Source organism: Pseudoxanthomonas composti (genome assembly GCF_004122095.1).
GTDB classification, from domain to species: Bacteria; Pseudomonadota; Gammaproteobacteria; order Xanthomonadales; family Xanthomonadaceae; genus Pseudoxanthomonas_A; species Pseudoxanthomonas_A composti.
The window spans coordinates 298,840-312,222 of record NZ_SAWZ01000003.1; the positions used below are offsets into that span (position 1 = coordinate 298,840).

Consider the following 13,383-nt stretch of genomic DNA (forward strand, 5'->3'; position numbering starts at 1 on the left):
CTCCATCGCCAAGGACCGTACAACGTGGACGGACCGACCGGTCGCGGTCACCTGGCGTAGATGCCCGCAGGTCAGGGCGTCTCCGGCGTCGGCCGCATCACCCCTTGCGCATCGCGCCTGAGCGGATGGCGCTGCTCCGGCAGCGGCGCGCCGGGTGCCTGCGTGACCGACACGCCGTGCGGCCAATCCGCTGGTGCGATGGCCACATACCGCGCGAACCCGCCGGTGCCGCCCTGCGGCTTGGCGAATCCAATGGAAATCAGCGCGCCGGCTTCGGGCACCTGGTCCAGGTTGGCCACGCCCTCGGCCTGGGCGAAGTTGCGGTGCAGCAGCCAATGCTCGCCTTCCAGGTTGGGCGTGCCATCGGTGTCCAAGGGCTCGTGGCCGTGGAACAGGATGCCGCGCTGCAGGTGCAGGAATTTCAGCGCATCCAGCGACACGCCCGGGAAAGGCTTTTCGGCGAAGCGCTGCGTGTCCTTCCAGCGCTTGGACCAGTCCGAGCGGACCATCACCACCGACCCTTCCGGGATGCGGCCATGCACGCGCTCCCAGGCGTGGATGTCCTCCACCGTAGCGTGATAGCCGGCATCGCGCGCGACCTTGTCGTGCACGTCGATCACCACCAGCGGCCGCAGCGTGTAGGTGGCCGGCAGGTCGGAGATGGTGGCGCCCTTGGGGTTCCAGTGCGCGGGCGGATCCAGCTGGGTGCCGTACTGATCGGTGGTCAGCTCATAGGCGGTCGCCACGAAGCCGTGCCTGGCGTAGTCGTAGGCCTCCCCCTGGCGGGCATAGCCCGGCAGGTCCTTGCCGGCCACCGCCGGCTTGAAGCGGGCGTTGGCAAAGCCCGGCCACACCGGCTGGTCGGGCTCGAAGGCGTGGGTCAGGTCGATGTACTTGGCCTGCTTGAGCGTGGACTCGTAGAGCTGCCACAGCGGGGGCGCGGCCGCGGGCGACTGCGCCCAAGCGGCGCAGGGCAGGGCCAGCAGCGCGGCCATCAAGACGGCAGGTCTGGTCGACATTGAGGCGCTCCATCACAGGGGTGCTGGAGATCCTAAAACACCCCGCCCATGGCCGGCGATCGCGGTCCTCAGGACCCGGCACCGCGCAGGCGCGGGGCACGCACCAGCGCGATGTCGTCCAGCAGCAGATCATCGGCCACGCTCAGCCAGGCGCGGATCTGCATGTCCTCCACCTCCACATCCAGGCCCAGCGGCATGCGGATGCGGCCCTCGCGGTCGGGGAACACGCGGTACTGACCCAGCAGCTCGCCCTGCGCGGTGATCGCCTCGATCCAGAAGGGCTGCAACGGCTGCTGGATCGCGCTGAGCTTGACCTCGTAATGCCCAGGGCGCGTGCCGCGGATGGCATCGCCCAGCATCACCGGCTGACGCAGCTGCTGGCGCATGCCCTCCCAGCGCTGCAGGGGATTGTCCACGCGCACGCCCGCGGCCAGGTCCTCGGCGCGGTACAGGCGGGCCTTCTGCTCGTGGTTGACCAGCATCGCGCACCAGCCGGTGTCGGGCGACTCGTCATCGAAGGCGGTGCAGCGGTCGATATAGGCCAGGGTGTTCTTCGGCGAGGCCGCCTGGAAGCGGCGCGGCACGTCTTCCAGCGTGATCCCCGACAGGCGCCAGTGCTTGTCGTAGTCCAGCAGCACCGGCGGGCGCACTTCCTGCACGCCCACCATCACCTTGTCGCCCTGCACGCGCAGGGTGCGGGTTTCCTCGCCGGTCCACAGGTTGCGGGAGTAGGCCAGGTAGCGCGCATAGGTGGCACCGTCGTCCTTGCGCGCGGCGGCGCTGGCGCTGGGCTCGGCACGCGGGGTCAGCAGCGACCGGCCAAAACCCAGTGTCCGCTGCGAAGGATCGATGACATGCAGCAGGGTGGCGCCCGAGTCCAGCGTGCTGCCGGCGGCCACGCGCAGCTGGCGTGGCGCTATGTCCTTGCCCAGCACCAACAGCAGGTTCTCGCGGCGCATCTGCGACAGGGTGTCGGTCAGTTCGTTCGGCATCGCCAGGTGGTCCGAGGCGACCACCACGATGGTGTTGTCGGCCCAGGCGCTGTCACGGATACGCTCAACGAACCTTGAGATCAACCGATCGCTGCAGGCGATGGCATCAAGCATGCCCACGCGCGCGCCGGTGCCCTGGTAGTGCTGGTTCTTGCAGGCCGCGGGCAGGTGGCCTGCCGGGTGATGGGTGTCCATCGTCAAGGCGGTCAGCATGAAGGGCTGATCGGCCTTGGACAGCGCCTGGAACTGCGTCCAGGCCTGCTCCAGCAGCACGTCATCGTGTACGCCCCAGGCCGAAAAGTGCGAGGCACCGATCTTCTTGTTCTTGCGGAACTGCGCAAGGTCGGAGATCTCGTCGTAGCCATGGCTGCGCAGGAAATCGCCCTTGCCGGCGAAGGCGCCATCGGCCCCGCCCAGATACACGTTGCGATAGCCTTGCTTGTGCAGATAGTCGCCCAGGCAGTGCGCCTGCGGCAGGAAGCTGCCCATGCGCCCAAAGCTGTTCTCATCACCCTGCGCCGCGGTCAGCGGCACGCCGCACTGCGAAGCGACCATGCCGGCGATGGTCCACCCGGCCCCATCGGTGGACATGATGTCGCGGAAATCCAGACCCTGCGCCGCCAAGCGATGCAGATTGGGCATCAGCCCCGGGAACGCCGTCTCGTCCATGTAGGTGCGCTCCAGGCTTTCGCCATAGATCCACACCACGTTGGGCTTGCGCGTCAGTGGGGCTTCCGGGACGCGGTATTCGCCTGCCACGGCCATCGCATCGGCAGGTTTCATCTGCCGATACAGGCGCTTGCCATCGCGCAGCAGCGGACTGGCGGCCACCGCCACCAGCAGGGCAGTGACGAACAGGCCCATGCCGCGCCGACGGCTCTGCCTATTGAAACGACGCACGCGCAGCAGCGCGAACGGCGACAGCGAAGCCACCAGCAGCACCACGCATAGCGCGATGTCCTTGTGGAAATCCGAGACGCCAGCGCCTTCCATCCCCGCGGTGAGGTGGTAGAGCGTGGCTGCATTCAGCCCATCGCCGCTGAGGCGATCGATGAACCACCACGCGGTGAGCAGCATTAGCAGCAGCGACAGCAGCGCGGCCTTGCCCACGCCGAACTTGGGAAAGCGCAGCACCATCCAGGCCATCACGCAAATCGAGGCGACAAGGATGAGAGCGTGCATGCGAGCGCTTCCTGCAAATCGAACGAACCTTGAGACTAGCCCACGAATTGTTGGCGGTAGCTGACTTCGATGAACAAATGATGACAATGCGATGTCGGTATGGTGAAATTTTGTCCACCCCAGTGTGCGCGTCTTAATGCAAGTTTTACGCTTCGGATGGCCGTAAGCCGTAAGCCGTAAGCCGTAAGCCGTAAGCCGTAAGCCGCGTGCCGCGTGCCGCGTGCCGCTAGGCGTAGGCGTCGATGCGCAGAAGCAGAAGCAGAAGCACCGTGACGCGACCGCTCGGCAGACATGTGCCGCCGCGTGTTCCCAGCGTTGGAACCGTTGGACTTTGGTCGCAAGCGCAGGGTCCCGCGTGTCGGCGCCGACGGATCTGCGCAGGGACCTCGGCCCTTGGTCTCGCGGGGCCGGGCCACGCGTGGGCCCGGCCGGCCCACAGGTGTACTCCGCACGTGCAGTGTTGGACACTAGGAAAATGACCGCGCCCCGCATCCTGATCGCCGACGACCACCCCCTGTTCCGTGCAGCCGTGCTGCATGCGCTGCGCGAGGCGCTGGGCCAGGTGGATGTGGTCGAGGCCGCAAGCGCCTCGGCACTGGGGCCGGCCCTGGCCGCGCATCCTGAGATCGAGCTGGTGCTGCTGGACCTGACCATGCCTGGCGCGCGCGGCCTGTCCTCGCTGGTGTACCTGCGCGGCGAGCGGCCGGACATCCCGGTGGTGGTGATCTCCTCCAACGATCACCCGCGCACCATCCGCCGGGCGCAGCAGTTCGGCGCGGCCGGCTTCATCCCCAAGTCGTCCACCGCGGAGGTCATCGGCAAGGCGGTCAGCGACGTCCTGGAAGGTGGAACCTGGTTCCCGCCGATGACGGCAGAGCGCTCCGAGTCCGACGCCCAGCTGGCCGCTCGCCTGGCGCAGCTGACCCCGCAGCAGTTCCGCGTGCTGCTGTGCCTGGCCGATGGCCTGCTCAACAAGCAGATCGCCCACGAACTGGGCCTGGCGGAGAACACGGTCAAGGTGCATGTCACCGCCATCCTGAAGAAGCTGGATTGCCACAGCCGCACTCAGGCCGCGGTGCTGGTGAAGGCGCTTGAGCCGGAAGGCGAGGTGTGAGGGCAGGAGTGAGCGCAGAGGAGTGAGGAGTGAGCGCTGGGTGTTGGAAGCCTGCGCATCCTGCGAAGTTCAGCTGCAAACCCTGCGGGAGCTGTAAACCCTGTGGGAGCGGCTTTAGCCGCGAAGAGGCTTTACCGGTAATACCTCTTCGCGGCTAGAGCCGCTCCCACAGGGAAAGGTCGCAGTCACGCGCTAGGAAGTAGCGGCGCATACGCCCGCCTTTCCTCACTCCTCACTCCTCTCCGCTCACTCCTCGCCTCAAAAGCAGCTGCGTCATCAGCGCGCGCAGCGCCGGTGGCTTGACCGGCTTGGCCAGGAAGCCCCAGTCGTTCTCGCGCGCCAGCGCCCGCGTGTCCGCGTCCTGCTCGGCGGTGATCAGGATGACCTGCGGCGACCGACCCCAGCGCTGCACCAGCGCGGCATGCACGTCCGGGCCGCGCAGCTCGCCCATGCGCAGGTCCAGCAGCACCAGCTGCGGCGCCGTCGCCGGCGCCGCCATCGCCAGGGCCTCGTCCGGGCCGGCCGCGACCGGCACCTGGCAGCCCCAGCGCTCCAGCAGCGTGCGGGTGGCCTCGCATACGCGCGGGTCGTCGTCCACGCACCAGACCACGCAGCCCCGCAGCAGGGAGTCGTCCTGCACCGGCGCATCCGCCGGCGCGGCCGGGATCCGCGCGGCATCGCCCTGCGGCAGGGTGATGGCGAACACGCTGCCACGGCCCAGCGTGGAGCGCAGGCTGACGCGGTGTTGCAGCAGTCGCCCGATGCGCTCGACGATGGCCAGGCCCAGCCCGGCACCGCGCTCGGCCGCCACCGCATCGTCCAGGCGGCGGAACTCCTCGAAGATCTCGCGCTGGCGATGGCTGGGAATGCCGGGCCCGGTGTCATGCACCTCGATCCGGATCGCCTCGCCCTCGCGGCGGCAGCCCAGCACGATGCGTCCGCGTGCGGTGTAGCGCACGGCGTTGGACAGGAAGTTCTGCACGATCCGGCGCAACAGCATCGGATCGCTGCGCACCACCGCGTGGGTGGGCACGTAGTCCAGGCGCAGCCCGCGCGCCTGCGCCAGCATGCCCATCTCGCGCGCCAGCGCATCCAGCAGCGGATGCAGGGCGAAGTCGTGCACGCGCGTCTGCAATGTGCCCGATTCCAGGCGCGAGATGTCCAGCAGGCTGGCCAGGATGGCGTCCTGCGCGGCCAGTGCGCCCTCCACCCGGTCGGCGACATCGCGCGCCTCGGCATCCTGCAGGCGTCCGCGCAGGGCCGAGACGAACATGCGCGCGGCGTTTAGCGGCTGCAGCAGGTCGTGCACGGCCGAGGCGACGAAGCGGGTCTTGTAACGGTTGGCCTGTTCGGCCTCCTGTCGCGCCTGCTCCAGGTCGGCGGTGCGCTCGACGATGCGCTGCTCCAGCGCGTCGGCCAGCGAGCGCAGGTCGCGCGCGGTGTTCTTGTAGCTGGTGATGTCGGCGTAGCTGGTGACGAAGCCGCCGTCGGGCAGTGGGTTGCCGCGGATCTCCAGCACCGTGCCGTCCTCCTTCTCGCTCTCGCGCATGTGCGGCTTGCCGCTGCGCAGGTGCTCCAGGCGCCGGGCAATGGCGTCCTCGATCGGGCCCGGGCCCAGCAGGCCGCGGCGGGCGTTGTAGCGGAAGATGTCCTCGATCGGCCGGCCCACCTGCGCCAGGCCGCTGGGGAAGCGGAACAAGTCGATGTAGCGCGAGTTCCAGGCCACCAGGCGCAGCTCGGCATCGATGATCACCACGCCCTGCGGCAGGTGTTCCAGGCGCCGGCTCAGGCCGGTATCGGCCTGCTGGGCGACGGCGACCAGGGTGTCCTGCTGGGTACGCAGTTCTTCGGCATGCCGCTTGACCAGGTTCTCCAGTTCCTGGCGGCTGCGCAGGCGCAGCGCGGTCAGGCGGCGGCGCTGCTCCATGAACAGCGACACGAACACCAGCGTCAGCCACAGCAGGCCGGCGGCGATGGCGCTCTGCTGGCCGGCGGTCTTGACCCCGCTGGCATCGTGCAGCAGGTGCAGCGTCCAGCCGCTGTCCGGCAGGGCCTCGCGCTGCCACAGCCACAGCCCGCTCAGGCGTGGCTCGCCGATGCGGTCCACCTCACCGCCATCGTCCAGGACGCGCACGCGTTCGTACTCGAACGGTCGCAGCCCCTGGCCCTCGTACTGGCGGGTGTCGCGCAGCTGCTGCTGCGCCAGCGGGTCCAGTGGCCGCAGCAGGCGGTAGCGCCACTCCGGCGCACTGGAGAGGAACACGATGCCGTGATCGTCGCTGACCAGCACCGTGTCCGGCGCGCGCAGCCACTCCTGCTCCAGCACCGACAGCTCGATCTTGATCGCAATCACGCCCAGCACTTGGCCCGCCGGATCGCGCACGGCCTCGGACAGGAAATACCCGGCCACGCCGGTGGTCACGCCGATGCCGTAGAAGCGGCCATGGCCTTCGCGCATGGCCTGGATGACGTAGGGCCGGAAGTCGTAGCGCTGCCCCACGTTGCTGGTGGGCAGGCGCCAGTTGCTGGCCGCTACGGCCATGCCGTTGCGATCGATCAGGGTCAGGGTCGCGCTGCGGGTGGTGCGGTTGGCGTCTTCGAGCCGGCGGTTGATGCGTTCGCGGGTGGCCGCGTCCATCGGTGCCGCCACCGCCTGGCGCAGCTCCGGATCCAGCGCCAGTACTTCAGGCAGGGCGCGGTAGCGGTCGATGCGCTGGGTCAGCGCCTGTGCGTAGAGATCCAGCTGCTGGCTGGCCTGCTGGCTCTGCGCCTGCAACTCGCGGCGCTGGCCCCAGCCATAGGCCAGCACCACCACCAGGGCCAGACCGCCCAGGGTCACCAGCAGTGTGATGCCCAGCGGGCGCAGGCGGCGAGGGGTTCGCATCGCCGCCAGTGTAACGGCGAGGAACGAGTGGAGAGGAACGAGAAACGAGTGGCAGACCCGGCGCGCCGATCCGCCCTAACTCGTTCCTCGTTCCTCCTTTCTCGTTCCTAGCGCTTAGAACATGACCTGCGCACGCACTTCCACCGCATCCGGCGTGGTATGCACGTGGTTGCGGGAGGCGTCGGCGTGCACGTAGTTGGCCTGGAACTTGAAATGCTGGGTCAGGTACCAGTTGGCGCCGACGGTCAGGTCATGTTCGCGGCCGCCGTAGATCGGGCCGTCGTCCAGATCCAGGTGGCTCCAGCGCGCCACCAGCTCCACCGCGCCGAAGTCGTGGCTGGGCTTGGGGTTGGCGGCCACGCCGCCCGCGTAGGGCCGCGACTCGCCGGTCAGCAGCCAGCTGACATAGGCGTATTCGCCCTGCGCGGTGAACTCGGGCAGGCCGGCATTGCGCGTGACGTTGGCACGCAGGGCTTCGGCCTGCACCGAGACCGGGCCATGGATCCACAGGCCTTCCAGGCCGGTGCGGTTGATATGGTCCACGTAGGTGAGGGTGCCGCTGTCGACCAGGCGCACATCGGTCAGGCCCGCTTCCGGGCGTGCGCGCAGGCGCGTGCTCGGCGGGCGATAGACGCCGCGGCCGTCGGTGAAGCCTTCCGGGTTCTCGCGCGAGCCGGCGATGCCCAGGTGCAGCACGTTGCCTTCGGCCTTGATCGGCGTCCACACGCCGCGCGCGGCGAAGGTCTGGCCGGGGTTGTCGCCCTGCAGGTCCTTGCCGCCGTAGGCGCCGGCGGTCAGCAGGAACCTGGGCTGCTCGTAGGACCACTCCACGCCGGTGCGGCGGCCCTCGAAGACCACCTGCGTCGGCAGGCCCAGCTCCATGAAGCTGCCGGCGCGCGAGGCGGTCAGGCCATCCAGCCCCAGGGGGGTCTTGATGTAGCCGACGCGGATCTTGCCCAGGTCGCGGCCGAACCAGGCCTTGGTCTCGAAGCGGACGAAGACGTCCAGCCACAGGTCGGACTGGAAGTCGTAATACACCATGGCATCCCACACGCCCTTCTTCTTCAGCGTGGCGCCGAACTCGTTGCGACGCCAGCCGCTCTCGTCGGCCAGGCGGTCGTCGCCGCTGAAGCGGTCGCTATCCCAGGCCATGTTGCCGGTGATGGCGCCCTCAATGCTGTCGGTCAGCATGCTCTTGGTCGGCCAGTTGTCGAAGCTGCCGTTGGCGGCCATGGCGTGGCCGGACATGAGGGCCAGGGGCAGCACGCCAAGCTGCAGGCAGGCGCGGAGGTTACGCATAGACGATTCCTGTCGGAAATGAAAAGGAGGCGGTGCAACGTCAATTGGAATGGGTGCGGCGCTGTTGAACACGCGTCCGGAACGTTCAACGTGGTGCATTGCTGCGGCGAGACGTCGATCTGCGTCGGCGTCCGGCATCGGGCGTCCCCCCGATATCGGCGGATTCTAACGATTCTGTAAGGTTGGCGAGGGCGCCTTCGACCAATGAATTATTAGTACCAATAGGCTATCGGTGGCTTCTGCCCCGCGCTGTACAACGTGCGCCTCAGTCCGCATCCCGCGTGGAGTTCCCGCAATGTTGCCCAGTTCATCTCCGACACCTGCTGTGCCAGTGAAACTCCCGCTCTACCGCCAGCTGTACTTCCAGGTGGTGGTGGCGATCGTGCTGGGCGCCCTGCTGGGGCACTTCGAGCCGGCATTCGCCACCTCGCTCAAGCCGCTGGGCGATGCCTTCATCAAGCTGGTCAAGATGATCATCACCCCGGTGATCTTCCTGACCATCGTCACCGGCATCGCCAGCATGACCCACCTCAAGGCGGTGGGCCGGGTGTTCGGCAAGGCGATGGCCTACTTCCTGTTCTTCTCCACGCTGGCGCTGGTGATCGGCATGGTGGTGGCGCACGTGGTGCAGCCCGGCGCCGGCATGAACGTCAACATCGCCGACCTGGACCAGGGCGCGGTGAACGAGTACGTGCAAAAGACGCACGACCTCACCATCACCGGCTTCCTGATGGACATCATCCCCAAGACGCTGCTCAGCGCCTTCGTGGACGGCAACATCCTGCAGACGCTGTTCGTGGCGGTGCTGTTCGGCATCGCCCTGGCGCTGGTGGGTGAGCGCGGCAAGCCGGTGCTGGCCTTCTTCGAGGCCCTGACCGCCCCGGTGTTCCGCCTGGTGCACATCCTGATGAAGGCCGCGCCGATCGGCGCCTTCGGCGCCATCGCCTTCACCATCGGCAAGTACGGCCTGGAAGTGCTGGTCAACCTGGCCTGGCTGGTCGGCAGCTTCTACATCACCTCGCTGCTGTTCGTGCTGGTGGTGCTTGGCCTGGTGGCGCGGCTGTGCGGCTTCTCGGTGCTCAAGCTGATCCGCTACCTCAAGGCCGAGCTGCTGCTGGTGCTGGGCACTTCCTCCTCCGAGTCGGCGCTGCCCTCGCTGATGGAGAAGATGGAGAACGCCGGCTGCAAGAAGACCGTCGTCGGCCTGGTGGTGCCCACCGGTTATTCCTTCAACCTGGATGGCACCAACATCTACATGACGCTGGCGGCGCTGTTCATCGCCCAGGCCACCAATGTCGAGCTGAGCCTGGGCCAGCAGATCACCCTGCTGCTGGTGGCGATGCTGAGCTCCAAGGGCGCGGCCGGCGTGACCGGCGCCGGCTTCATCACCCTGGCGGCCACCCTGGCCGTGGTGCCGGACGTGCCGGTGGCCGGCATGGCGCTGATCCTGGGCGTGGACCGCTTCATGTCCGAGTGCCGCTCGCTGACCAATTTCATCGGCAATGCCGTGGCCACCGTGGTGGTCTCGCGCTGGGAGAACGCCCTGGACTACACCGCGCTCAACCGCGCGCTGGATGGCAAGGCCGTCGATCCGGACGACCTGCCGCTGACCGCCGGCAGCCCCGCCGAACAGGCCTGACCGCCATCCCCGACCGAACGGCCCCTCACGGGGCCGTTCGCGTTCCACCGCCGGTCCTGCCGCTTTTCCCGACCTGCGGAACATTGCCGCCAGCGCGCGCCGTCCCGACAGGCCCGGTTGCAGGGCCGACGCTAGAATCCAATCCCTCGCCATAAGGCCCCCGACGCCCGATGTCCAAAGAAGAGTTCAAACAGGCCGCCCTGGACTATCACAGCCAGAATCCCCCAGGAAAGATCACGGTCACGGCCACCAAGCCGATGCTGACCCAGCGCGACCTGGCGCTGGCCTATTCGCCTGGCGTGGCCTTCGCCTGCGAGGAAATCGCCGCCGATCCCAAGCTGGCCAGCAAGTACACCGCGCGCGGCAACCTGGTGGCGGTGATCTCCAACGGCACTGCGGTGCTGGGCCTGGGCGACATCGGCCCGCTGGCGGCCAAGCCGGTGATGGAAGGCAAGGGCGTGCTGTTCAAGAAGTTCGCCGGCATCGATGTGTTCGACATCGAGATCAACGAGAAGGACCCGGACAAGCTCATCGAGATCATCGCCTCGCTGGAGCCGTCCTTCGGCGGCATCAACCTGGAAGACATCAAGGCGCCGGAGTGCTTCAAGGTCGAGCGCACCCTGCGCGAGAAGATGAACATCCCGGTGTTCCATGACGACCAGCACGGCACGGCGATCATCGTCGGCGCCGCGGTGCTCAACGCCATGATCGTCACCGGCAAGAAGCTCGAGGACGTCAAGCTGGCCACCACCGGCATGGGCGCGGCGGGCATCTCCTGCGTCAACATGCTGGTCTCGCTGGGCCTGAACCCTGAGAACATCCTGGCCCTGGACCGCGACGGGGTCATCCACACCGGCCGTACCGACCTGGACCCGGACAAGCAGCGCTACGCGCGCGACACCGACAAGCGCACGCTGGCCGAGATCGTCGAGGGCGCGGACATCTTCCTGGGCCTGTCGGCCCCGGGCCTGCTGACGCCGGAGATGGTCAAGTCCATGGCGCCGCAGCCCATCATCTTCGCCCTGGCCAACCCCACCCCGGAGATCATGCCGGAGCTGGCCCGCGAGGCGCGTCCGGACGCGATCATCGGCACCGGGCGCTCGGACTACCCCAACCAGATCAACAACGTCCTCTGCTTCCCCTACCTGTTCCGCGGCGCCCTGGATTGCGGCGCCACCGGCATCAACGAGGAGATGAAGATCGCCTGCGTCAAGGCCATCGCCGGCCTGGCCCGGCGCGAGGCCTCGGACCTGGGTGCGGCCTATGGCGGGGAAACGCCGAGCTTCGGCCCGGACTACCTGATCCCGCGCCCGCTGGATCCGCGCCTGCTGGTGGAACTGTCCGCCGCGGTGGCGCAGGCAGCGATGGACTCGGGCATTGCCGAGCGTCCGATCGAGGACATGGACGCCTATCGCGACAAGCTCAGCCAGTTCGTCTACCGCACCAACCTGATGATGAAGCCGGTCTACGACCAGGCGCGCAGTGACCTCAAGCGCGTGGTCTACGCCGAAGGCGAAGAAGAGGTGGTGCTGCGTGCGGTGCAGACGGTGATCGACGAGCGCGTGGCGTTCCCGATCCTGATCGGCCGCCCGGAGATCATCGACCAGCGCATCGCCCGCATGGGCCTGCGCCTGACCGCCGGCGTGGATTTCGAAGTCACCAACATCAACGACGATCCACGCTTCAACGACTACTGGCAGACCTATCACTCCCTGACCGAGCGCAAGGGTGTGACCGTCTCGGCCGCCAAGAACCTGATGCGCTCGCGTCCGACGCTGATCGCGGCGGTGATGGTGGCGCGCGGTGAAGCCGATGCGATGGTCTCGGGCATCGTCGGGCGCTTCCACAAGAAACTCGGCTATGCGCGCAGCGTGATCCCGCTGGAAAAGGGCGTCACCTCCACCTCGGCCATGACCGGCGTGATCAACCAGCTCGGCGCGTTCTTCTTCGTCGACACGCATGTGCAGGATGACCCCACCGCCGAGCAGCTGGTCGAGGCGACGCTGCAGGCAGCCTATCGCCTGAAGCTGTTCGGCATCGAGCCGAAGATCGCGCTGCTGTCGCACTCCAACTTCGGCAGCCACGACTCCAAGGACGCACTGAAGATGCGCCGCGTGCGCGAGCTGCTGCTGGAGCGCAAGCCCGAGCTCAACGTCGACGGCGAGATGCAGGGCGACACCGCCTGGGACGAAGCCCTGCGCAAGCAGCTGATGCCCAACAGCACGCTCAAGGGCCGCGCCAACCTGTTCGTGTTGCCCAACCTGGAAGCGGCCAACATCGCCTACAACCTGGTGCGTGTGTTCACCGAGGGCGTGGCCATCGGCCCGATCCTGATGGGCATCTCCAAGCCAGTCCACATCTTGACCACCAGCGCCACCCCGCGCCGCGTGCTCAACATGACCGCCATCGCCGCGGTCGATGCGCAGATCCGCCAGCAGCGCGAGGCGGAGAAGAACGGGCGCAGCTGATCCTGACTCGATGGTGAGGTTCGCGAACAAGCCCGGCGCATGCCGGGCATGTTCGCTCCGCGCAGCTGTTGTGGTGTGCAAACAAAGCTGCACCTCGGCCAACGGTGATCGACCGAACGCTTGAATCAATGCGAGCCTGACTTCATTTCCTCAGCGCGCCCGCGGTTGGGCGCTCTTAGGAGAAATGCATGCCGCACCATGAAAAAGTCGCGTTGACTGGCGTGATCGAACACGTCTTCGCGCATCGCTTCACCCTGGCCTCGGGCGATAAGGTTCACCTGGCCGACCTGGGGCCGAAGGGCGCCGAAGCCTTTCCGCTGCAGCAGGGGTTGTCGGTCAAGCTCGAGGGCGAGCGCCGGCCTTCGGAGATCAAGGTCACCCGCATCAGCAAGAAGGGCGGGCGCTTTGTCGAGGTGGAGCACAAGAAGCCGCACCACGGTCCCAAGCACCACCATCCCGATTTGCCCGCCGATCCAGGCGCGGCCCTGACCGCCGTCAAGCAGGCGGGTTGGACCGTGCACGGCAAGCCCGAGCGCAAGCCCAAGCACTTCGAGGTGCTGGCCTATCAGGGCGAGGGCGAGTGGACCGAGCTGCACGTCGATTTCGCCGGCACGATCTACAAGCAGAAGCCCGCCGATGCGGACAAGTGGGGCCTGGAGGCCTGACCCAAGCAAGCGCCCCGGCAGGTCCGGGGCGCTTGTCGGCGATAACGGTTGGCGATATCGCCAAGGCGGAATTCGCTGCGCCAACGCAACAACGAATCGGTTCATGACTCCGAAGCCCGAT

At 67.5% G+C, this 13,383-nt stretch carries 8 protein-coding genes; 4 read left to right on the forward strand and 4 right to left on the reverse strand.

Annotated elements, in window-relative coordinates:
• Positions 1-71: 71 nt before the first annotated feature.
• Both EPA99_RS07800 and EPA99_RS07805 read right to left on the reverse strand, forming a co-directional pair.
• Positions 72-1,019, reverse strand: a complete 948-nt coding sequence (locus EPA99_RS07800; RefSeq protein WP_129470643.1) for a cyclase family protein — start codon at positions 1,017-1,019, stop codon at positions 72-74.
• Positions 1,020-1,087: 68 nt separating this feature from the next.
• Positions 1,088-3,193, reverse strand: a complete 2,106-nt coding sequence (locus EPA99_RS07805; RefSeq protein WP_129470644.1) for a phosphoglycerol transferase I — start codon at positions 3,191-3,193, stop codon at positions 1,088-1,090.
• Between the two features lie 475 nt (positions 3,194-3,668).
• Here EPA99_RS07805 and EPA99_RS07810 point away from each other — a divergent pair, with 475 nt between their 5' ends.
• Complete coding sequence (locus EPA99_RS07810; RefSeq protein WP_129470645.1) at positions 3,669-4,307, forward strand: LuxR C-terminal-related transcriptional regulator; 639 nt, start codon at positions 3,669-3,671, stop codon at positions 4,305-4,307.
• A 232-nt stretch (positions 4,308-4,539) separates the two neighbouring features.
• Here the strand turns inward: EPA99_RS07810 and EPA99_RS07815 are convergent, their stop codons facing one another.
• Together EPA99_RS07815 and EPA99_RS07820 are read right to left on the reverse strand one after the other, a co-directional pair.
• Positions 4,540-7,191 (reverse strand): hybrid sensor histidine kinase/response regulator, encoded by a 2,652-nt coding sequence (locus EPA99_RS07815; protein ID WP_129470646.1) that lies wholly within the window; start codon positions 7,189-7,191, stop codon positions 4,540-4,542.
• 114 nt (positions 7,192-7,305) lie between these two features.
• The gene (locus EPA99_RS07820; RefSeq protein WP_425479187.1) at positions 7,306-8,469 is read right to left on the reverse strand and encodes an OprO/OprP family phosphate-selective porin; all 1,164 of its coding nucleotides are present in this window, start codon (positions 8,467-8,469) and stop codon (positions 7,306-7,308) included.
• 316 nt (positions 8,470-8,785) lie between these two features.
• Here EPA99_RS07820 and EPA99_RS07825 point away from each other — a divergent pair, with 316 nt between their 5' ends.
• The 3 genes from EPA99_RS07825 to EPA99_RS07835 all read left to right on the forward strand — a co-directional run bounded on the left by EPA99_RS07825 (position 8,786) and on the right by EPA99_RS07835 (position 13,262).
• On the forward strand, positions 8,786-10,129 hold the full coding sequence (locus EPA99_RS07825; protein ID WP_129470648.1) for a dicarboxylate/amino acid:cation symporter: 1,344 nt from the start codon (positions 8,786-8,788) through the stop codon (positions 10,127-10,129).
• A gap of 170 nt (positions 10,130-10,299) precedes the next feature.
• On the forward strand, positions 10,300-12,597 hold the full coding sequence (locus EPA99_RS07830; protein ID WP_129470649.1) for an NADP-dependent malic enzyme: 2,298 nt from the start codon (positions 10,300-10,302) through the stop codon (positions 12,595-12,597).
• Between the two features lie 188 nt (positions 12,598-12,785).
• Positions 12,786-13,262: a hypothetical protein gene (locus EPA99_RS07835; protein WP_129470650.1), complete on the forward strand. Its 477-nt coding sequence runs from the start codon at positions 12,786-12,788 to the stop codon at positions 13,260-13,262.
• The last annotated feature ends 121 nt before the right edge of the window (positions 13,263-13,383 follow it).

Coding starts and splice junctions, on each gene's coding strand:
- EPA99_RS07800 (WP_129470643.1), bottom strand. CDS start 1,019: ATGTCGACCAGACCTGCCGTCTTGATGGCCGCGCTGCTGGCCCTGCCC.
- EPA99_RS07805 (WP_129470644.1), bottom strand. CDS start 3,193: ATGCACGCTCTCATCCTTGTCGCCTCGATTTGCGTGATGGCCTGGATG.
- EPA99_RS07810 (WP_129470645.1), top strand. CDS start 3,669: ATGACCGCGCCCCGCATCCTGATCGCCGACGACCACCCCCTGTTCCGT.
- EPA99_RS07815 (WP_129470646.1), bottom strand. CDS start 7,191: ATGCGAACCCCTCGCCGCCTGCGCCCGCTGGGCATCACACTGCTGGTG.
- EPA99_RS07825 (WP_129470648.1), top strand. CDS start 8,786: ATGTTGCCCAGTTCATCTCCGACACCTGCTGTGCCAGTGAAACTCCCG.
- EPA99_RS07830 (WP_129470649.1), top strand. CDS start 10,300: ATGTCCAAAGAAGAGTTCAAACAGGCCGCCCTGGACTATCACAGCCAG.
- EPA99_RS07835 (WP_129470650.1), top strand. CDS start 12,786: ATGCCGCACCATGAAAAAGTCGCGTTGACTGGCGTGATCGAACACGTC.